General features: G+C 38.4%; 13 protein-coding genes and 4 tRNA genes. 11 read left to right on the top strand and 6 right to left on the bottom strand.

From position 1 onward, the window contains the following. The first annotated feature begins 4 nt into the window (after window positions 1–4). The 3 genes from H4J66_RS02570 (at window position 5) to pyrD (ending at window position 8,621) form a co-directional block, all read left to right on the top strand. Window positions 5–2,314, top strand: a complete 2,310-nt coding sequence (locus H4J66_RS02570; RefSeq protein WP_182170165.1) for an RND family transporter — start codon at window positions 5–7, stop codon at window positions 2,312–2,314. Window positions 2,315–2,624: 310 nt separating this feature from the next. Next, complete coding sequence (locus tag H4J66_RS02575) at window positions 2,625–7,475, top strand: NAD-glutamate dehydrogenase (protein WP_182170168.1); 4,851 nt, start codon at window positions 2,625–2,627, stop codon at window positions 7,473–7,475. Between the two features lie 135 nt (window positions 7,476–7,610). After that, entirely contained in the window at window positions 7,611–8,621 is a 1,011-nt protein-coding gene (pyrD, locus tag H4J66_RS02580) for a quinone-dependent dihydroorotate dehydrogenase (RefSeq protein WP_182170171.1), read from the top strand. A gap of 40 nt (window positions 8,622–8,661) precedes the next feature. Here the strand turns inward: pyrD and H4J66_RS02585 are convergent, their stop codons facing one another. After that, window positions 8,662–9,075 (bottom strand): hypothetical protein, encoded by a 414-nt coding sequence (locus H4J66_RS02585; protein ID WP_182170174.1) that lies wholly within the window; start codon window positions 9,073–9,075, stop codon window positions 8,662–8,664. Between the two features lie 131 nt (window positions 9,076–9,206). Between H4J66_RS02585 and H4J66_RS02590 the strand changes: the two genes are divergently transcribed. Both H4J66_RS02590 and H4J66_RS02595 read left to right on the top strand, forming a co-directional pair. Continuing rightward, complete coding sequence (locus tag H4J66_RS02590) at window positions 9,207–10,115, top strand: DMT family transporter (RefSeq protein WP_259368562.1); 909 nt, start codon at window positions 9,207–9,209, stop codon at window positions 10,113–10,115. Between the two features lie 66 nt (window positions 10,116–10,181). After that, on the top strand, window positions 10,182–10,673 hold the full coding sequence (locus H4J66_RS02595; RefSeq protein WP_182170177.1) for a peptidylprolyl isomerase: 492 nt from the start codon (window positions 10,182–10,184) through the stop codon (window positions 10,671–10,673). A gap of 90 nt (window positions 10,674–10,763) precedes the next feature. On the opposite strand, the gene tsaA is transcribed toward H4J66_RS02595, so the two are convergent. From tsaA to metG, 4 genes are all read right to left on the bottom strand, one after another. Continuing rightward, window positions 10,764–11,495 carry a tRNA (N6-threonylcarbamoyladenosine(37)-N6)-methyltransferase TrmO gene (gene tsaA / locus H4J66_RS02600; protein ID WP_182170180.1) on the bottom strand — a complete coding sequence of 244 codons (732 nt, stop codon included), beginning with the start codon at window positions 11,493–11,495 and terminating at the stop codon, window positions 10,764–10,766. Then, entirely contained in the window at window positions 11,495–11,911 is a 417-nt protein-coding gene (gene rcsF / locus H4J66_RS02605) for an Rcs stress response system protein RcsF (RefSeq protein WP_182170183.1), read from the bottom strand. Before rcsF ends, tsaA begins: the two co-directional genes overlap by 1 nt. A gap of 13 nt (window positions 11,912–11,924) precedes the next feature. Continuing rightward, window positions 11,925–14,051 (bottom strand): cation:dicarboxylate symporter family transporter, encoded by a 2,127-nt coding sequence (locus H4J66_RS02610; RefSeq protein ID WP_182170186.1) that lies wholly within the window; start codon window positions 14,049–14,051, stop codon window positions 11,925–11,927. Window positions 14,052–14,178: 127 nt separating this feature from the next. Beyond that, window positions 14,179–16,296 (bottom strand): methionine--tRNA ligase, encoded by a 2,118-nt coding sequence (gene metG, locus H4J66_RS02615; RefSeq protein ID WP_182170346.1) that lies wholly within the window; start codon window positions 16,294–16,296, stop codon window positions 14,179–14,181. A gap of 105 nt (window positions 16,297–16,401) precedes the next feature. Between metG and apbC the strand changes: the two genes are divergently transcribed. Together apbC and dcd are read left to right on the top strand one after the other, a co-directional pair. After that, the gene (gene apbC / locus H4J66_RS02620; RefSeq protein WP_182170189.1) at window positions 16,402–17,499 is read left to right on the top strand and encodes an iron-sulfur cluster carrier protein ApbC; all 1,098 of its coding nucleotides are present in this window, start codon (window positions 16,402–16,404) and stop codon (window positions 17,497–17,499) included. Between the two features lie 51 nt (window positions 17,500–17,550). Continuing rightward, window positions 17,551–18,147: a dCTP deaminase gene (gene dcd, locus H4J66_RS02625; RefSeq protein ID WP_070376602.1), complete on the top strand. Its 597-nt coding sequence runs from the start codon at window positions 17,551–17,553 to the stop codon at window positions 18,145–18,147. 66 nt (window positions 18,148–18,213) lie between these two features. On the opposite strand, the gene yvcK is transcribed toward dcd, so the two are convergent. Next, window positions 18,214–19,122 carry a uridine diphosphate-N-acetylglucosamine-binding protein YvcK gene (yvcK, locus tag H4J66_RS02630; protein WP_182170192.1) on the bottom strand — a complete coding sequence of 303 codons (909 nt, stop codon included), beginning with the start codon at window positions 19,120–19,122 and terminating at the stop codon, window positions 18,214–18,216. 412 nt (window positions 19,123–19,534) lie between these two features. Here yvcK and H4J66_RS02635 point away from each other — a divergent pair. The 4 genes from H4J66_RS02635 (at window position 19,535) to H4J66_RS02650 (ending at window position 20,312) form a co-directional block, all read left to right on the top strand. Continuing rightward, a tRNA-Ala gene (locus tag H4J66_RS02635) sits at window positions 19,535–19,610 on the top strand. Between the two features lie 105 nt (window positions 19,611–19,715). Further along, window positions 19,716–19,791, top strand: a tRNA-Glu gene (locus tag H4J66_RS02640). 185 nt (window positions 19,792–19,976) lie between these two features. Then, window positions 19,977–20,052, top strand: a tRNA-Glu gene (locus H4J66_RS02645). Window positions 20,053–20,236: 184 nt separating this feature from the next. Continuing rightward, a tRNA-Glu gene (locus tag H4J66_RS02650) sits at window positions 20,237–20,312 on the top strand. Window positions 20,313–20,514 lie beyond the last annotated feature (202 nt).

Consider the following 20,514-nt stretch of genomic DNA (forward strand, 5'->3'; position numbering starts at 1 on the left):
TTAAATGAAAATAGAATCCCTTATTAATGTTATCGAAGCCACTATGTTCCGTAAAAGAGTCATGGTGCTTGTTGCTTTCGTACTAGCCAGTATTTTTCTTGTTTTTCAAGCGAGCCAAATAAAGCTTGATGCGGCTTTTGAAAAGCACATTCCCCTTAATCATACCTACATGAAAACGTATCTTGAATATCGAGAAAACTTTGGTGGCGCTAATAACGTGCTTATCTCAGTTTGTGACACAGAAGGAGATATTTTTAATGAATCTTTCTTTGGCGCGCTAAAGGGTGTTCATGATCAGTTATTTTTCATTCCTGGTGTTGACCGTATTCAAGTTAAATCATTGTATTCACCGAGTACCCGTTTTGTTGAAATTGTTGAAGACGGTTTTGCCGGTGGTCCGGTTATCCCAGCAAATTTTCAGCCTGATTCACAAGGTTTAGCCGTTGTTAAAGCAAATATTGAGAAAGCAGGTATCGTTGGTAGTATTGTTGCCGACGATTACAGTTGTGCCATGGTAAAAGCGTCCTTAATGGATACAGACCCACAAACAGGCGCACGCTTAGATACACTTGTTATTGCTGAGCAACTTGAGCAGCAAATTAGAGGTAAATTCGAAAAAGACAATATTAGTATCCATATTATTGGTTTTAGTAAGATGGTTGGCGATGTTGCTGAGGGCGCGAAAGGCGTTGTTGCTTTCTTTGCCATTGCAATTGTTATTACTACGCTGATGGTTTTTTGGTTTTGTCGTTCTATCTCTCTAACCCTTTTACCCATAGCATGTTCGTTGGTTGCCGTTGTTTGGCAGTTAGGTATGTTATCTACCTTAGGGTTTGGACTCGATCCGATGTCGATTCTAGTGCCGTTTTTAGTGTTTGCCATTGGTGTCAGCCATGGCGTGCAAATGATTAACTCGGTCTCCAAATTGGTTAGTAAAGGAGCAACATCCAAAGAAGCCGCGCAAATGAGCTTTCGCTTGTTGTTGATACCAGGCGGTATCGCCTTGCTGTCTGATACGGTCGGTTTCTTAACGTTACTTTCTATTGATATAGGTATTATTCGTGAATTGGCTATCACTGCATCTCTGGGTGTTGCTATGATTATTTTAACCAATTTAATTTTACTCCCTTTATTGGTTTCTTTTATTCATGTCCCTAAAGTTGAGCCTGAAATAGCAGATAAGAACAAAGTCACTGTTTGGGATGTAATGTCTTCGTTTGCCACTAAGCGAATTGCAACAGTTATACTTGTTATAACCGCTGTTTTATATGCTGCTGGATACTATTACTCACAAGACATGAAAATAGGAGAGCTTCATGCGGGCGCTCCATCATTGCATGAGACATCACGTTATAATCAAGACACTTTTTTAATTACTGACCGTTATGCCATCAGTGTTGACTATATGTCAGTGATCGTCGAAAGCCCTGCTGATTCATGTACTTTTTACGAGACAATGGACTTAATCGATACCTTTCAATGGCAGATGGAAAATACGGTTGGTGTGCAATCAGCAATCAGTTTAGCGTCAGTTGCTAAAATTGTTAATGCTGGTTATAACGAAGGTAATGCTAGATGGCGTGTTCTATCACGCAACCAACAAACATTAGTGCAATCAATTGCCAGAATCCCTTCAACAAGTGGCCTATTGAACAGTGATTGTAGTGTTATGCCCGTGATTCTTTTCTTAGAAGATCACAAAGCTGAAACCATTAATCGAGTTGTTGATAAAGTAAAAGTTGTTACTCAAGCATTAGAAACAGACAAGGTTAAGTTTAAACTTGCCTCAGGCCCTGTTGGTGTTATGGCTGCGACTAATGAAGCGGTCGCTGAAGCGCAAACGCCGATGATGCTTTACGTTTATGGCGCGGTAACTTTATTGTGTTTCATTAGCTTTAGAAGTGTGCGTGCCACGATTGTCGTTATCGTGCCGCTTTATGTCGTGTCAACGTTAGCGCAATGGTTAATGACTGCACTTGATATTGGCCTAACGGTTTCTACACTTCCGGTTATTGCTTTAGGTGTTGGTATTGGTGTTGATTACGGTATTTATATCTTGTCAACGATGAGTATAAAATTACGTGAGGGTTACCAAGTTCAAGAAGCTTATTTACTTGCTTTGAAAGAGCGAGGCAGTGCAGTCTTAATAACCGGTGTTACTTTAGCGATTGGCGTTTCAACCTGGTTTTGGTCAGATTTGAAATTTCAAGTCGATATGGGAATACTCTTAACCTTCATGTTCTTGGTGAATATGATCGCTGCAGTACTGGTCCTACCTGCTATTGCTGCTTTTTTATGGCCTAATAAGAAATAAGGTTAATACGTTAAACCTGCATAAATAAACAAGAAAATGACCGAAAGGTCATTTTCTATTTATAACAAGTGAATAAACAATTACTCTCAGTAATTTTGACAAGCCGCTGTAAATAATTAATCACCATAAATAGTAAAATATTCCTCGCAATAGCCTAAAATTCTTAATAAAATCGCACATATAGTCTATTCTTTTAGACAATAATAAATATTTATATAAAAAATTATACAAATTACCCTGTTAATTGTTTTAAATAATCAATTTTGAAATGATTCAGTACAACAGCGTTTTATCCAAAAAGGAAAACGGCATGGCGTTAGTAGACGGTTTACCCTCAGTGATACTCTCGAATGTAGCACAGTTAATTCAGCAAAAAGTTCCCGCTAAAACAGCTCCGCTCGTTGAGCAGTTTGCAGAGCTCCTTTATAGTAATATTTCCACGCTTGATTTAGAGCATCGTAACGATAGTGATATGTACGGTGCGACGTTGAGTTTGTGGAATTCGTTAAATGGTCACCAAAATAATGCACCGGAGATTAAAGTTTTTAATCCTCAAGTTTCTAAGCATGGCTGGAAATCAAGTCATACTATTATCGAAGTCATTATCGCTGATATGCCATTTCTTGTTGATTCATTGCGAATTGCCCTTAACCGTTTAGGCTTATCACCACATTTAATGTTAAATAGTCCTATTAATATTATTCGTGATGACAAAAATCAAATTACACGTTTATCGGCAGCCGCTAATAAATCGTTAAAATCAGCAACGGCTGTCGCTGTTTTTTTTATTGAAGTTGACCGTCAAACCGATCAAAAAGTCCTTGTTAAAATAACCAAAGAGCTTCATTCAGTGGTCAATGACATTGCGATAACGGTTGATGATTGGCAAGCCATGCGTGCCCGTCTTGGTGAAGTGATCACCGAAACAGCCGAAGCAAAGTTACCTTGTTCAATCAATGATCATGATGACGCATTAGAGTTCTTAAAGTGGATGTTAAACGATAACTTCACTTTATTAGGCTACCGCTCATACAATGTTAAAACGTTAACAGGTGATATGGCACTCTCGGCCAATGTTGAATCAAGTTTAGGATTAATGAAGCGCTCTGATGGCACAGTAGAGCGCTTAATCTCAACATTATCTAGCTCTGCTCGTGAGCTTGCTTTAGGGGTTAACCCGTTAATTTTGACCAAAACCAATTCTCGGTCACGCGTACATCGTCCTGCCCACTTAGATTATATTGGCGTAAAACGTTTCGATGCTGAAGGTAATGTTATTGGTGAGGAACGCTTTGTTGGTTTATTTGGCTCTGCTTATTATACCAATAGTGCCTTAGACTTACCGTTAATAAAGTCTAGAGTAACCACCGTTTGTGAAAGCTCTGGTTTTGCTCGTGGTACTCACGCGTATAAAGCGATGATTAATATTTTAGAAACTTACCCACGTGACGAAATATTACAAAGTAGTACAGATGAATTATTAAAAAATGTTTTAGGCATTTTCCAAATGCAAGAACGTGATTACTCTGGACTCTTTGTTCGCCGTGATGCTTTTGATCGTTTTTACTCTTGTATGGTCTATGTGCCCAGAGAGCGTTATAACACTGAATTACGTGTAAATACCCAAAAGTTACTCAAAGAAGCATTTGGTAGCAGTCAAGAAGTCGAGTTTACCACTTACTTTTCTGAATCAGCACAAGCGCGTACCCACTATATTGTTCGTGTTAAATCAACTAAAGCAGATATCAACGTGAAACAAATTGAAAAGAACTTAAATGAAGCAGCAAGAAGCTGGGATGATAAACTCGCAGCATCTCTGAACTCTCATAAAGGTGAAGCTAAAGGTAAAACATTAAGTCGTAAATACTGTAGTTTTCCACAATCTTACAAAGATGAAGTGTTACCGGGCACGGCAATCGTTGATATTGAAAAACTTGAGTCGTTATCAGCAGAAAACCCACTGGAAATGTTGTTTTATCAGCCACAAGAAGAAAGTGCTAACAGCCGTCACGTAAAATTAAAATTGTTCCATACCGGCGACCCCATCCACTTGTCAGATATTTTACCTATCCTTGAAAACTTCGGTTTACGTGTTATTGGTGAAAGCCCTTATTTAGTTAAAACATTAACGGGTGAACATTGTTGGATCTTAGACTTTTCGATGTTACTTACCGGGCAAGGTAAGTTCACCCTTGAAATAGTACAAAACTTGTTCCAAGACGCCTTTGCAAAAGTTTGGGCGGGTGATTTAGAAGATGATGGTTTTAACCGTTTAATTTTAGGTGCCGAGCTTGGTGGTCGCGAAGTTTCTATTATCCGTGCTTATGCACGATATGAGCGTCAAATTGGTGGTACCTTTAGTCAAAGTTATATCGAAGATACTTTTGCTCGTTACCCCAACATTGCCGAATTACTGATTAAGTTCTTTATTTTCCGCTTTGATCCAACAACGAAAATTTCAGAAAAAGCGTTGAATAAAGTCAGTGCCGATATTGAAAAATCTCTCGATAATGTCGCTAACTTAGATGATGACCGGATTATCCGCCGTTTTGTTGAAATGATCAGTGCCACCATTCGTACTAACTATTTTCAACCGCATCCGATCACAGGTCAAAAATCTTACATTTCATTTAAGATCTTACCTCGCCAGATAAGTGACGTTCCATTGCCGCTTCCTGAATTTGAAATATTTGTTTATTCACCACAACTTGAAGGTGTTCATTTACGCGGTGGCAAAGTCGCCCGTGGTGGTTTACGTTGGTCAGACAGACAAGAAGATTTCCGCACCGAGGTTTTAGGCTTAGTTAAAGCTCAACAAGTTAAAAATACGGTTATTGTTCCTGTTGGCGCTAAAGGTGGTTTTGTTTGTAAACAACTCCCTGTAGGCGGTACTAGACAAGAAATATTTGAAGCAGGTAAAGAATGTTACCGTACCTTCATTCGTGGTTTGTTAGATATCACCGACAACATTATTGATGGCGTAATTGTGCCACCACTTAATGTTGTTCGTCTTGATGATGATGACGCTTATTTGGTAGTTGCTGCCGATAAAGGCACGGCAACCTTCTCAGATACTGCTAATGCGATTTCCGATGAATATAACTTCTGGATGGGCGATGCGTTCGCTTCTGGTGGTAGTGTTGGCTATGACCATAAAGCGATGGGAATTACGGCTAAAGGCGCTTGGGAGTCTGTTAAACGTCATTTCCGCGAAATGGATATTGATTGTCAAACAACTGATTTCACCTGTATTGCTATTGGTGACATGGCAGGTGATGTATTTGGTAATGGTATGTTGTTGTCAAAACACATCCGTTTACAAGCTGCATTTAACCATATGCATATTTTTATTGACCCTAATCCCGACGCAGCAAGCTCTTATGTAGAGCGTGAACGTTTATTTAATATGCCGGGCTGTACTTGGGAAGATTACAATAAAGAATTAATTTCTGAAGGTGGTGCGATTTTCAGCCGTCATGTGAAATCTATCAAGTTAACACCACAAATTAAGAAAATGCTTGGTACACAAAAACAAACCATGTCACCGATTGATTTAATGCAAGCCATTTTAAAAATGAAAGTGGATTTATTGTGGAATGGTGGTATTGGCACGTATGTTAAAAGTTCAAAAGAAAGCCATCTTGACGTTGGCGACAGAGCGAACGACTCATTGCGTATCAATGGTAAAGAATTACAAGCCAAAGTTGTTGGTGAGGGCGGTAACTTAGGTTTCACCCAACTGGGTCGTGTTGAGTTTGGTTTACGTGGTGGACGAATTAATACCGACGCTGTTGATAATGCCGGCGGTGTTGATTGTTCTGATAATGAAGTTAACATTAAAATATTATTAAACAGTTTAGTACAAAATGGTGACTTAACTGTTAAACAACGTAATCAGTTACTTTATGACATGACTGATGATGTCGGTAAAATTGTTATAGAAGACTGTTATCGTCAAACCCATTCATTGTCTATTACGGCAATGCGTGGCGTCAAACAATTAAAAGAGCAAGAGCGTTTTATCCATGGCTTAGAAAAAGCGGGCAAATTAGATCGTGCTTTAGAGTTTATTCCAACCGACGATGAAATCTCTGAGCGTTTATCTAAAGGCCAAGGCTTAACTCGCCCAGAAATTTCTGTACTACTTGCCTATGGCAAAATGGTCTTAAAAGAAGATTTGGTTTGTCCAGGTATTACAGACAACCCTTATCACAATCGTTTATTGCTTGAAGCTTTCCCTCCACAATTACAGGTTAAGTATCAAGAACAAATGCAGCTGCATCCTCTGCGTGCTGAAATTATAGCGACAAAATTAGCCAATGATATTGGTAACGATATGGGGTTCAATTTTGTTAATCGCATGCATGAAGAAACAGGTGCAACGGTTGCTGAAATCGCCAATTGTTATGTTATGGCCAGTGAAGTTTTTGAGTTGTCAACTATTTGGAACCAAATTACCGAATTAGATAATAAAATTTCGACTTCTATTCAAACTGAAATGTTATTTCAAATGCGCCGTACGGTAAGACGAGCAACACGCTGGTTCTTACGCCATCGTAATAAAGCGTTAGGTATTGCTGAAACAATCGCTATGTATCGCCCAACGTTTGAAAATTTAGCCAAAAATTTAGATAAGTTATTAGTTACTGCAGAAGTTGAGCAACTAAAACGTGTTGAAACAGATCTAGTTGGAACAGGCGTTCCAGTGAAAATCGCAAAACGTATTTCACAGTTAAGTTCATTATTCCCGGTAATGGATATTGCTGATATTTCAATAGCGGATAATCGTCCAATTGAATTAGTTGCTGATTTATACTTCAAACTAGGTGTTCGTTTAGACTTGCATTGGTTCTTAGATCAGATCACTAGCCAACCGGTATCTAATCACTGGCAAGCGCTTGCTAGAGCTTCATTTAGAGAGGAACTTGATTGGCAGCAACGTTCATTAGCACAGGTCGTTTTACACTGCGATTGTGGTGTTGAACAACCTGAAATTGAAGCCTTACTTAATAACTGGATTAAGACGAATGCTCAACCACTTGAACGTTGGAACCAAATCTTAGCTGACTTTAGAATTGGTCGCACGCATGAGTTTGCAAAGTTCTCTGTTGCGCTAAGAGAGTTAATGTTACTGAGTTTAAATTGCGATCCAGCAAAATAAGTCAAAGCCATTAATCAAGCTTTAACGAGATTGATTTAACTGATAAAATCCTCACTACTAAGTGGGGACTTTTTTTAGGTCGTTTTCGATTTTAATTAAAGTTTTTTCGCGTTAACTTATCCGTCCAGAGGCAATATGTTTTATTCCGCAATTCGTAAAGTATTATTCAAGTTTGATCCTGAAGCTATTCATGAGCTGACGATAAAAGGCTTTAAAGCCTCGGGTTCAACACCATTAAATTTACTTTATAAACAAAACATTACTGATAAACCAGTCGAAGCCATGGGTATTACCTTTCCTAATCCTGTTGGTTTAGCGGCTGGATTAGACAAAAATGGCGAATGTATTAACGCGTTTGATGCCATGGGGTTTGGCTTTGTTGAGATAGGAACTGTGACACCTAAGCCACAACCAGGCAATCCAAAACCACGTATTTTCCGTTTACCGACAGCAAATGCAGTTATAAACCGCATGGGCTTTAATAACAAAGGCGTTGATTACTTAATTGATCAAGTACGTAAGGCAAATTTTAAAGGCGTGCTGGGTATTAATATTGGTAAAAATAAAGATACCCCAGATGAGCAAGCTAAAGACGATTATCTTATTTGTATGCGTAAAGTTTATAACTACGCAACCTATATCACTATAAATATCTCATCGCCAAATACGCCAGGTTTACGTTCATTACAATATGGTGATGCATTAAATGAGCTATTAGCCGCGCTTAAATCAGAACAAAAAGTATTGACCGAATTGCATAGTAAATATGTACCGTTAGCCGTAAAAATAGCACCTGATTTAAGTCATGAAGAGATTGAATCGATTGCCCAATGTTTGATTAGCAATAATATTGATGGCGTTATTGCCACTAACACCACACTTTCACGTGAAGGTGTGGTTGGCTTAGAGCATGGAGAAGAGCAGGGGGGTCTCAGTGGTGAGCCAGTAAAAGACAAAAGTACCGAGGTTATTCGTTTATTGGCGATAGCCCTAGATAATAAATTACCTATAATCGGTGTTGGCGGTATTTCGAGTGGCCGTGATGCACAAGAGAAAATAGCGGCGGGTGCTAAATTAGTACAAGTTTATACTGGTTTTATATACCAAGGTCCTGAACTGGTTAAAGACATAGTAAATAGTCTTTAACTGACGAGTTCAATGGTTTAACGCTATTTCTTACACTTGCTTATATATGGGGTAGCGTTAACTTAGTGGCAATTAAATTCAGTACCTTGTGCAGTTTTACTTGAATGTAGCGAGGTAATAATTTTTTCTCTTGCGCTAGCAGAATTAACTCAGCTGGCGTTATCGCAATAAAACATTTTACCTGCTGATGTTCTTTTTGGTAAACACTAAATACATCATCAGAAAAATAGCTAATCTCTTCCTGATGGGCTTTAGTTATCTCTTCATCAACAAATTGCTGAGTTTCTAGATAGAGATTGATTAATAAAATATTATTTTCATCACCATACCAATTTGCAGTTAATGTTTGAAAATTAAATTGTGCTTCAAGCTTATTACACACTGACTTTATCTGAGTAAACTTTTCCAGTAAATCGTTACCCGGCATAATAGCGATCGGTAGCTGTTCTGTCATAGTTTTAAGGTTACTTTGAATTTCAATATTTAAACATTATCAATATTAATTGGTAACATAAAGCATAAAAGGCTTTTTATTGCCCTTGCCTAACATTATTTTGCTGGTCGTTTTCATCATTAGGATAGGTTTTGGACTTTTCTTTCTTATCTTTAGAACTCTGGGTTTATTTCACTTTACTTGCCGCTGTTATGCAAGCTATTCGCACCGCCGGACAAAAGAAGCTATTGGGACACTTAAGTGCGATGGCGACGACAGGTGTGCGCTATATCTATGCGCTGCCTTTTGCTTTTATATATTTACTCTTTATCACCGAACAGCGAGCAGTGTCTTTACCTTTGCTTAACCGTCATTTTCTTATGTACGCGCTTATCGCCTGTCTGATGCAGATTATTGGGACTTTTTGTTTGGTTGCGGCTTTTAAATATCGTAATTTTGCGGTAGCAACAAGTTTAGCTAAAACTGAAGCTATTCAAGTTGCTGTCGTGGGAGCCTTGTTCTTTTCAGTTTCCTTATCATTGCTAGCGTGGTTATCTGTTTTTATTGGTGTGATAGGCGTGTTAATTGTCTCAAAAGTAAAATTTACCGTTACTGATATTTTTAAAAACCCTGGCGCTGGTTTTGGCTTATCTTCAGGGTTAGCCTTAGCCATTACGACCTTATTAATTAGAGAATCAAGCTTGGCCCTAAACACAGATTTAATGGTTAGTGCCGCTGTTACCTTGTTGTTTATGGTTGGTGTACAGTCCGTCATATCAATTATTTATCTTAGTTTAAAAGATAGAAAACAACTTACCTTAATGGCTAAACATTGGCGTATGTGTTTATTTGTTGGCATCACCAGCGTTATTGGTTCAATTGGTTGGTTTACTGCCGCTAGTTTTCAAAATGCAGCCTATGTGAAGGCACTAGGGCAAGTAGAGTTTTTTATTACTTTATTGTTAACTTACCGAATTTTTAAGGAGCGTATTAGTCGCTTTGAATACTTAGGCATGTTATTAATTATTGTTAGCGTGGTTATTTTATTACTTTGGGCATAGTGGCTAGCGTCTGTTTTTGCTACACTCGCAGAAAATTATTATTGTATTAATTAAATTGGATTTAAAATGAAAATTGCAGATAAAACCGTTGTTCAATTTCACTACACCTTAAAAGATGAAGCTGGCAATGAAATTGAATCATCATACGCGGGCGATCCTTTAGCCTATCTTCATGGCTATAAAAATATGTTAGTCGGTGTTGAAAATGCCTTAGTGGGTAAAGAAGTAGGCAACAAATTTTCAGTTACGCTACAACCAGAAGATACTTACGGTGAACGTAAAGAAGATATGATCCAACGTGTTCCAGCAAAACATCTACAAGACGGTCAAGGGACCACTAAATGGCAAGCTGGCATGACAGCTTCCGTTGAAACTGAGCAAGGTCAACGTCAAGTGACTATTGTTAAAGCGGGTAAGTTTATGGTCACTGTTGATATTAACCCACCTCTTGCTGGTATGGTATTAACCTTTGACTTAGACGTCATTGATGTCCGTGCTGCTACAGATGAAGAAATCGAACATGGTCACGCACATGGCGCTGGCGGTCATCACCACTAAATTTTCTTAGTTAAAGTGGTCATTTATTTGAATGTTAAAGGTCAGCTCTGCTGACCTTTTTTATATTGAGTTGCTGAGTGTGTTTTAAAGTTAATCATCAACTTTATTTATTGACAGCACATACATCTCATTATTTAAATTTGCTTGCCAGCATATATTTAAATTATAGAGTTTCATGCCATAGATTTTATCATCGCCTTGTCGCTTTTTATAAGCGGGCCTAGGGTCCTGCGCTAAGACTTGTTCAATAAAAAGTGCTAGCTCTGGATACTCTCGTTGATACTTTTGCATATCATCTTGTGCTTGCTGAGAAAACTTGGTGGTTAACGCTTGCAAGGGTTGTTGTTGTGCAAAGCCGGCCTGTGCATTATCAATACTATCAGAGTAGGGAATATAAGGTTTAATATCAACAACGGGCGTTTGATCAAGCAGATCTAGTCCAGAAATATTAATAACAGTTTGTTTGTTGTTTTGCGTAATACCCTCTAACTTTACTACCGACATGCCAATTGGGTTAGGTCTGAATGTAGAGCGAGTGGCTAATACCCCCAATTTTTTATTCCCTCCCAAGCGAGGTGGTCTCACGAGCGGTTTCCAACCTTGGCGCTGCGTACCATGAAATATAAACAATATCCACAGATGACTAAATTGCTCAATGCCACGAAGTAACTCTTCGTTATTGGCATCATCAAGCAATAAAATTGAGCCTTGTGCTGCACTCACTAGACCCGGTTGACGAGGAATAGCGAATTTTTCTTTGTAGGGAGAATTAACGCGACCAATATAGTTAAAGGTTACCTGGTTTTCAGGTGATACAGTCATTAGTTAATCTTTTTAAGCGGTTCAACTTGATAAGCCATACCATAGCAGACAAGTGTTGCATTACATTGCTTATTTGCTTGGTCGTCATCAATCAGCGCGCAACCACTAAAAATTATCGCATTCGCTTGTTGCTGAGCCGCTTGTCTGCGCGCTTCAGTTCTTGCCGCTATTTTATCAGGTAAGGCATGATGACTTTTTGCCTGACAATCTTCACCTTCAACTAAGCCAATAAGTTTATAACGGCCAGGAAATTCACTCTCATCTTGAAAAAATTTTACCTGTGCATGGCTGAAGTATGTTTGAAAATTTTCTTTGTCCAAATTTGTTGAAACGGTATATTGAGATGAGCATGCTGATAATCCGATCAACGTCAGCATTAGTATTAATTTATTGTTGGTTTTACTTGTTGGCTTCATTTTTATCACTAGGTTACTTACTTATATTTGCTTTAACAGGGGCTTTATTACTGATCCAATAATTAAATAATTTATCAATAACTTTGCTTTGTTGTTTCATATTTATCCAATTACGCATAAACAGTTCAAAAGCTTGATCGTTATGATTAATCGGGAATGCCATAGATATAGGTGCTAAGACAGGTTTAGGCACAATAACTGTGTACTCAGGATGTAATAATGTCCAGGCAGAAGCTGCAGCAGCACCAAATAACATCCCATCAAAATGTTGATGCTTTTCTTTAAAGAATAATCTGGGTGTTGATATTTTCCAGGCCTTATTATAAATAAAGTTGCGTTCAACAGCTGTTTGGTAGAAAAAAGTTTCAGGTATACCGATAATTAGCGCTTTATTTTCAATGATTTTAGACCATTGCTTAAACTCTACACGCCTTTCATCTTTTACAATAAAGGCCAGTGATTGCTGAGAATAAGGCACCGTAAGCGTGAATTTAGTCATATTATCTGGGATAACAGGAATACCTGTCGTGATATCTAAATAGCCTGATTGTAAGAGTGCTTCCGCTTGATGATGAAATATTCTTACAAATTCAACATTGACGTTGAGGTCAATGGCAAGTTGATTCATTATTTCAATATCAAAACCGACCAACTTACCGTTATTGTTATGAAAGGCATAAGGTAAGTCATCTCTGAAATAGCCAACCCTAATAAAACCACGTTGCTGAATTCGTTTTAGCACAGGAGAAAATGTAGGTTTGGTGACAGCATTAGCAGGGCTGTTTTCGAGGTAGCTGCTTTGAACACTAGTGAACAAAAAGTCTCGCTCTATAAATTTAGTATAACCTTGATACTGGTGACTTATAGCGTCAAAACTGAAACGTAAGGAGATAAATGCCAATACCGAAACAAGTGGGATTATCGCTAAGTTACGCAGCAGTACACGCCATTTTATAGTAAAGCGCTTTAACATTGCCGTGGCAATTAATAGCGGTAAACAGCTAGAAAATACCACTGAAAAAATAGCACTTAGTCGAGCGCCAATAAGGTTCTCTGCCACTAAATAAAAGTCGAACATAGCACCGGAAACATTAAACAATTCTAGTAAATTTTGCATCGCTAATGTTGTGCTACCAAATAACTGTGGCAAACCAGCAACAACTAGATTGATATGATCAGTAAAAGAAATATGGGCACCAGAGAACCAAGCGGCAAAGAGCACAAAAAGTAAAGCAAGCAGCTTACCACCGACGGGTAAACTAAAAGATATTGGCACAATAATCTCTGATATTTTTTCAAGATCGCTATCTTGAGGGTATTTTTGCTTAAGTAATTTTTTAGTGTTTTCAACAATCACAGGCAATACTGAAAAGAAGCTGCCTGTAGCAAAAGCAGTGATCATTGGCTCGCGAGAAACACTAACTATTTCTCGATAACCAAAAGGGGTGACCGTAGCAACAATGGCGGGGAATACTACAAAACAAAGCAGAGTTACCAAAACTATTGCACTAAGCATATAAACAACTAAACCATCGAGTTGGCTTGCATCAAGAGTAACAGCGGCACGCCAACCGATACAAAATATACCCAAAGGGGCAAATTTCATAATAAAACCATTAATGTTTGCGGTTGCTTGTTGTAAGTTTGAAAGCATTAACAAGGTTTGTCTTTTAGATTTAATCTTCATTAAACCAAGCCCCATACAGATACTAAAAAAAACTACCGCAGGGATTAAAGTATTTGCTAAGGCATTAAAAGGGTTTGCCGAGATAAATAAGTCAACCAAGCTAAATTCTGGCACAGATTGTATGGTGTTATTAGAATAAAACTCGGCATGTTGCCATTGAGGAAAGGACAAAGGGGTGCTAAAAATAAAAAATAGTACGACCGCTATCATCATTAAGATAATCAATAAACTTTGTTTAGAGACCTTTTTGGCTTTACTCGGCGTAAGCCCACCTATACCAACAACTAGTGACAGCACAATATAAGGCAGTACGGTCATTTGCAGGGCAGTAACAAAAGCATTGGCGGTGTTATCAATCACTGAATATTCGGTTGAAAAGTGATACCCCATCAACAACCCAAGAAACATCGCTAAGATAATTTGTACTAATAACGGTGGTTTAATAAACAACATTAAAATATTGTACTCATAAGTATTTTGCCATAATAATTGTAACGAACTATTTGAAAATTATAATACAAAAAAGCAGTGAACGTTCACTGCTTTTATTTCTTTGGTATTAACAGCTGACTGAGGGTTGTTATTTCACCCGCATACCCGGCTGTGCACCGTCGTCAGGATTTAATATCCATAAATCTTTACCACCAGGGCCTGCCGCAAGCACCATGCCTTCAGACATACCAAAACGCATTTTTCTTGGCGCCAAATTAGCAACCATCACGGTATGCTTACCAATTAAATCTTCTGGTTGATACGCTGACTTAATACCGGCAAACACTTGGCGTGTTTCACCACCTTCTTCTTTTGAATCAAGAGCAAGGGTCAAACGTAACAGTTTATCAGCTTTTTCTACATGCTCGGCATTAATGATTTTTACTATACGCAAATCAATTTTAGCAAAATCGTCAAATTGAATTTCTTCGCTAATAGGATCACACCCTAATGGATCATTAAGAGCCGCACTATTATCGACGATTTTTTCTTTTTTCGCTTTTTTTACCGGTTTTTCAGCGTCATCTTTAACAAGTAAATTGTCTTTTGATGCATCTGTCATTGCGTTAACTTTATCCATGTCGACACGCTGTAGTAAGGCTTTAAATTTATTGATCTTGTGGCTTGTCAATAATTTTTTATGTCCTTCCCAAGTTAATTCATCATTTAAAAACGTCGCTGTGCTATCGGCTAACACCGGTAATACTGGCTTTAAATAAATCATTAAGGTGCGAAACATATTGATACCTAGGGAACAGATGTCTTGCACTTCTTGTTGCTTAGTTTCATCTTTCACTAACTGCCATGGTTCTTTTACGGCTATATATTCGTTAACTTTGTCGGCCAATGCCATTATTTCACGCATACCACGGGCAAAATCACGCGCTTCATAGTGAGCGGCAATAGAGTCACCTGCCGCCATGACCTCTTCAGCGAGAGCTGGGTTGTCGATGTTTTCTGACAACATACCGTCAAAGCGTTTAGTTATGAAACTGGTACAACGTGAGGCAATATTAACCACTTTACCCACTAAGTCTGAATTGACTCGTTGCGCAAAATCTTCAAGATTTAAGTCTAAATCATCAATTTTATGAGTTAATTTAGCCGCATAGTAATAACGCAAATATTCAGGGTTTAAATGATCTAAATAAGTACGACCTTTAATAAAGGTGCCTTTAGACTTAGACATTTTTGCGCCATTAACAGTCACAAAACCATGAGCATGCACTGCCGTTGGTTTTCTAAAACCTGCACCTTCGAGCATAGCTGGCCAGAATAAACTATGAAAATATATAATGTCTTTGCCAATAAAATGGTAGAGCTCAGCTTCTGAGTCAAGTGCCCAAAACGCATCAAAATCGATACCGGTTTTATCACATAAGTTTTTGAAACTACCCATGTAACCAATAGGAGCATCTAGCCAGACATAAAAATATTTGCCCGGAGCATTGGGTATTTCAAAGCCAAAATAAGGAGCGTCGCGGCTGATATCCCATTGTTGTAGACCTGACTCAAACCATTCCGCTAACTTATTAGCCATTTCATCTTGTAATGCGCCACTTCGTGTCCAATCTTGCAACATCTCACTAAAAGCAGGTAAATCAAAGAAGTAGTGCTCTGAATCTTTTAATACTGGTGTTGCGCCAGAAACAACTGAACGCGGGTTTAGCACTTCAGTAGGCGAATACGTCGCGCCACACTCGTCACAGCTATCGCCGTTTTGATCGGCGGCCTGACACTTAGGACAAGTACCCTTGACAAAGCGGTCAGGTAAAAACATCCCTTTTTCTGGATCGTATAGTTGAGAGATGACCCTGGTTTTAATATGACCTTTAGCATGTAAACGATTATAAATTTCGTGAGCAAACGCTTCATTCTCTGGGCTATGCGTTGAATGATAGTTATCGAAACTAATGTGAAAGTCTGCAAAGTCGCTCATATGCTCTTCACGGACACCATTGATCATTTCTTCAGGTGTTACCCCTAACTCATGCGCTTTAAGCATAATAGGCGTGCCATGGGCATCATCAGCACAAACAAAATAAGTTTCATGGCCGCGCATACGTTGAAAACGCACCCAAATATCGGTCTGAATATGTTCGAGTAAATGACCTAAATGAATAGAGCCATTGGCATAAGGCAGCGCACAAGTTACAAGAATTTTACGTTTATTTTTAGCAGTTGATGATGACTCTGATGACGACATAGAAAGTTTACATTTATTGGTGGTAATTATGAATGGAATGGTACAGAATTTGTCATTACTTTTCATTAATAATTATTGCCTAAACGCGATAAAGTGCCTTTTAAAATGTTCTCAAAGATATTTTCGTCAAAAACACTCCCCAGTGACGCTAAACAAACGCTTGTTGATAGCTTAAATCGTTATCGCAGTGAAAATTTTCCTCAAGGAATGTTGTATCCTGATATTGACCCTGAAATTACCTTAGAAAAAGGCAATGATATTGTTATTAAATTGTCTTTACCTTTCCCCTGCAATAGTGAAATACACTTATTAAGTGAAATGCTTACTAAAGAAGTTAAGCAAACCGTTCGTTTTGATGTTAAGTATAATGTTAAGCCGGTTCGGCGCCATGAACTCCTAGGTATAAAGAATATTATTGCTATTGCCTCTGGAAAAGGTGGAGTAGGGAAGTCGACAACAGCGGTTAATCTTGCCTATGCATTAATCGCAGAAGGAGCTTCGGTTGGCATTTTAGACGCGGATATTTATGGCCCATCAGTTCCTACATTACTGGGTTTAAAAGGAGCAAAGCCCAGCTCTGATGATGGTAAATTACTCACGCCAATAAATGCTAATGGTTTAAGCGCAATGTCATTGGGTTTCTTAGTCGATGAAGATGATGCAACTGTTTGGCGAGGCCCAATGGCAAGCAGAGCTTTTAGTCAATTACTTAACGAAACTGATTGGCAAGGTATAGATTATTTAATTGTTGATATGCCCCCAGGTACCGGTGATATTCAATTAACGTTATCACAACAAGTACCCGTGGCAGCTTCTGTGGTTATTACCACACCACAAGATATAGCACTGGCTGACGCGATAAAGGGTATTGCGATGTTTGAACAAGTAAAAGTACCTGTGCTCGGTATTATTGAAAATATGAGTTATCACCAATGCGAAAATTGTGGTCATCAATCACACTTGTTTGGTGAAGGTGGAGGCCAACGGGTTGCCAATAAATATGATACGCAACTTTTAGGACAACTGCCGCTTGATGTCAGTATTCGTCGCGATGCAGACCAAGGGGTTTCGCCATTATTAACAGATAACACTAGTAACATCAGTGAGCAATATCGTAAGATAGCGCGAACTATCGCTGCACAGTTATATCTGCAGTTGGATTCGCGCAGTCCAAATACCGCAAAACTATTGATTGAAGATTAGTCTCTATAGCTAATTTCCTAACCTTAAAGTAATAACGTAAGAAGAACTAACATGAGATTGTCCGACAAAGACATAGAAACATCGCTTGAAAGAGGTGAAATTATTATTACACCCGCACCCGACAGCAGTATGATTTCAGGGGTAAGTGTTGATATTCGTTTAGGTAATGAATTTCGCGTTTTTCAAGATCATACCGCACCTTATATCGACTTAAGTGGTCCCAAAGCTGAAATGCAAAAAGCGATGGACTCAGTAATGAGTGATGAAATTGTTATTGCTGATGGTGAGGCTTTCTTTTTACATCCAGGTGAATTAGCGCTAGCGGTTACCTATGAGTCGGTCACCCTACCTGATAATATCGTTGGTTGGTTGGATGGTCGTTCATCATTAGCGCGCTTGGGCTTAATGGTCCATGTCACCGCGCATCGCATCGATCCCGGTTGGTCTGGACAGATTGTTTTAGAGTTTTATAATAGTGGTAAGCTTCCTTTGGCGCTTCGTCCTAAAATGAAAATAGCTGCACTAAACTTTGAAACTATGTCTTCAAGCGCTGCACGTCCTTATAATAAACGTGAAGATGCCAAATATAAAAATCAAACAGGTGCTGTTGCTAGCCGTATTAGCCAAGACGAGGCTTCTAAAAACTAAAAACTAAAAACTAACAAACCGTAAAATGGATGATCATTTTACGGTTTTTTATTAGAAGTCTAGAAATTAGGCAAAAATACTATTTTTTTTATTAATACCACTTATGCAAAGTTTTAATGCCTGTAACAGCTTCTCTTTATCATGGTAATGACTGTCTGAATCACTAGATAGGTCGCAATGAATAACGGGTAAAATAGTAGATGTTACTGTTTCACTTTGACAAATAACACTATCAATAGGTAAGCAGCCAATATTTTCTTTAATCCAGTTAAGTTTCTCATCTAACGATAGTGCTGCGGCTGGACTGTCTTCTGGACCTAAGTTCTCAATAAACACACAATGAGCAGAGCTTGCCTGAATCGCTTTAGTAATATCGCGCACTAACAAGGGTGGAATAACGCTGGTAAGAAAGCTCCCAGGGCCTAAAATAATCAAATCAGCAGACCTTATTGACTCAATGCACAAAGGTAAGGTTTTAACCAACGGGGCTAATAATAATTTTTCTGGCATTATTGGCATTTTATCAACTGAGAGTTCACCTATTTTACAACGTCCCTTGGGGTAGAAGGCCATAAGATCGGTTGGTGTCTCTGACATTGGATACAAAGGCGTTCTAACCCCTAATAAACGTCTGACAAGCTTTATTGAATCAAGTGGCCGAGATTGCAATTTCTCCAGGGCATATAAAATAAGATTTCCTAGATTGTGACCACCCAGTTCATCTTGCCCATCAAATCTAAAATCAAATAATTGGCTGCCAACAGAGTCCTTATCAACAAGTAATGTTAAACAATTACGTAAATCGCCCCAAGCAATAGAACTACTGCGTCTGCGTAAGCGGCCAGTAGAGCCTCCATTATCGGTTGTGGTTACTATACCCGTTAACTGCTTTTTTAAAAAAGAGAGAGTAGATAACACACGACCTAAACCGTGTCCGCCACCAATAGCGACAACATTTAGCTTTTCTAGCTGCATGAAAAATTCTTATTATTATATCTTAGTGCAACTTTACCCCCAATTTTGTCATAAAGAAACTATAAACCCTTATTTCATTGAGCTTGCCTTCGTGTATTCTTTGAAATCAAGTAAAAAATATCACCTTGTAGATAAATAATCGTTTAACATTAGTGACATCGCTTAATTGCAGATAAATAAAAGCGCTTTCGAAAAGTTGATATTGATAAATCACTGATTAAACAAAAAATAGTCAACTTGATGCTTAAGTAAACACTTAACTAAAAACTTTGCAAAAAATACCTTTTTATCTAAAATAATAGTTGACAGTTTTAGGGCGGGTGCTTAGAATGCGCCTCGCTTTCAACGAGTGATTAATCATTTGTTAGGCAATGAATTTATAGCATATTAGGCCATGTTATTAATTTGTAGCGGGGCTATAGCTCAGCTGGGAGAGCGCTTCGCTGGCAGCGAAGAGGTCTGCGGTTCGATCCCGCATAGCTCCACCAAGTTTTAAGTTATTTAATTAAGTTAATCTTTATTTAAATAATATTGGTTTTAAGTGTTTTTTATCACTTAAAATAGAAAAGTTTACTTTTCACGATAGTATTTGTGTCCCTATCGTCTAGAGGCCTAGGACACCGCCCTTTCACGGCGGTAACAGGGGTTCGAATCCCCTTAGGGATGCCACTTATTTTTTATCGCCATATTGGCAGTAATTTAATAAGTAAACAGGGTATAACAAACTAGGTCTTGTTATCTCCTTTGGTTGAAGAATTTTTTCAATGATAAAAACAAGATGTAAATCTTGTACGATGCTTTTCTAAGTAGTTGAACCTTGTTTATTCAATGTTCACTTACTCAATAGTTTTAGTGTCCCTATCGTCTAGAGGCCTAGGACACCGCCCTTTCACGGCGGTAACAGGGGTTCGAATCCCCTTAGGGATGCCACTTATTTTTTATTTCCTTTATCGGAAGTTAATAAATAGGTAAAAGGGTATAGCAAACTAGGTCTTGTTGTTTCCTTTGGTTGAAGAACGTTTCAATCATAAAAGCGAGATGAAAATCTTGTTTGATGCTTTTCTAAGTAGCTGAACCTTGTTTGTTCAATGTTCAGTTGCTCAATAGTTTTAGTGTCCCTATCGTCTAGAGGCCTAGGACACCGCCCTTTCACGGCGGTAACAGGGGTTCGAATCCCCTTAGGGATGCCACTTACTTTTTATGTACCGAGTTTACTAAAAATTCAGTGCTATAAATGATATAAAAAAACCGACTTATTGTCGGTTTTTTTATGCCTGAAATTTGATGTTTCAACAAGAAGATTACCTTAAGTCTATTTTAAGCATTTAAGCAATCCTGTGTTACATTGCTAAGCCTGCAACATACAAAGTGACTTTAGGTCACCCTTTTCGA

This window comes from Colwellia sp. MB3u-55, assembly GCF_014076785.1.
Lineage (GTDB): Bacteria > Pseudomonadota > Gammaproteobacteria > Enterobacterales > Alteromonadaceae > Colwellia_A.

Bases quoted from the DNA above. Each gene is read 5' to 3' on its own strand.
- pyrD (WP_182170171.1), top strand. From the start codon at position 7,611: ATGTTTTATTCCGCAATTCGTAAAGTATTATTCAAGTTTGATCCTGAA.
- H4J66_RS02610 (WP_182170186.1), bottom strand. From the start codon at position 14,051: ATGTTGTTTATTAAACCACCGTTATTAGTACAAATTATCTTAGCGATG.
- tsaA (WP_182170180.1), bottom strand. From the start codon at position 11,495: ATGACTGTATCACCTGAAAACCAGGTAACCTTTAACTATATTGGTCGC.
- yvcK (WP_182170192.1), bottom strand. From the start codon at position 19,122: ATGCAGCTAGAAAAGCTAAATGTTGTCGCTATTGGTGGCGGACACGGT.
- dcd (WP_070376602.1), top strand. From the start codon at position 17,551: ATGAGATTGTCCGACAAAGACATAGAAACATCGCTTGAAAGAGGTGAA.
- H4J66_RS02575 (WP_182170168.1), top strand. From the start codon at position 2,625: ATGGCGTTAGTAGACGGTTTACCCTCAGTGATACTCTCGAATGTAGCA.
- rcsF (WP_182170183.1), bottom strand. From the start codon at position 11,911: ATGAAGCCAACAAGTAAAACCAACAATAAATTAATACTAATGCTGACG.
- apbC (WP_182170189.1), top strand. From the start codon at position 16,402: ATGTTCTCAAAGATATTTTCGTCAAAAACACTCCCCAGTGACGCTAAA.
- metG (WP_182170346.1), bottom strand. From the start codon at position 16,296: ATGTCGTCATCAGAGTCATCATCAACTGCTAAAAATAAACGTAAAATT.
- H4J66_RS02595 (WP_182170177.1), top strand. From the start codon at position 10,182: ATGAAAATTGCAGATAAAACCGTTGTTCAATTTCACTACACCTTAAAA.
- H4J66_RS02585 (WP_182170174.1), bottom strand. From the start codon at position 9,075: ATGACAGAACAGCTACCGATCGCTATTATGCCGGGTAACGATTTACTG.
- H4J66_RS02570 (WP_182170165.1), top strand. From the start codon at position 5: ATGAAAATAGAATCCCTTATTAATGTTATCGAAGCCACTATGTTCCGT.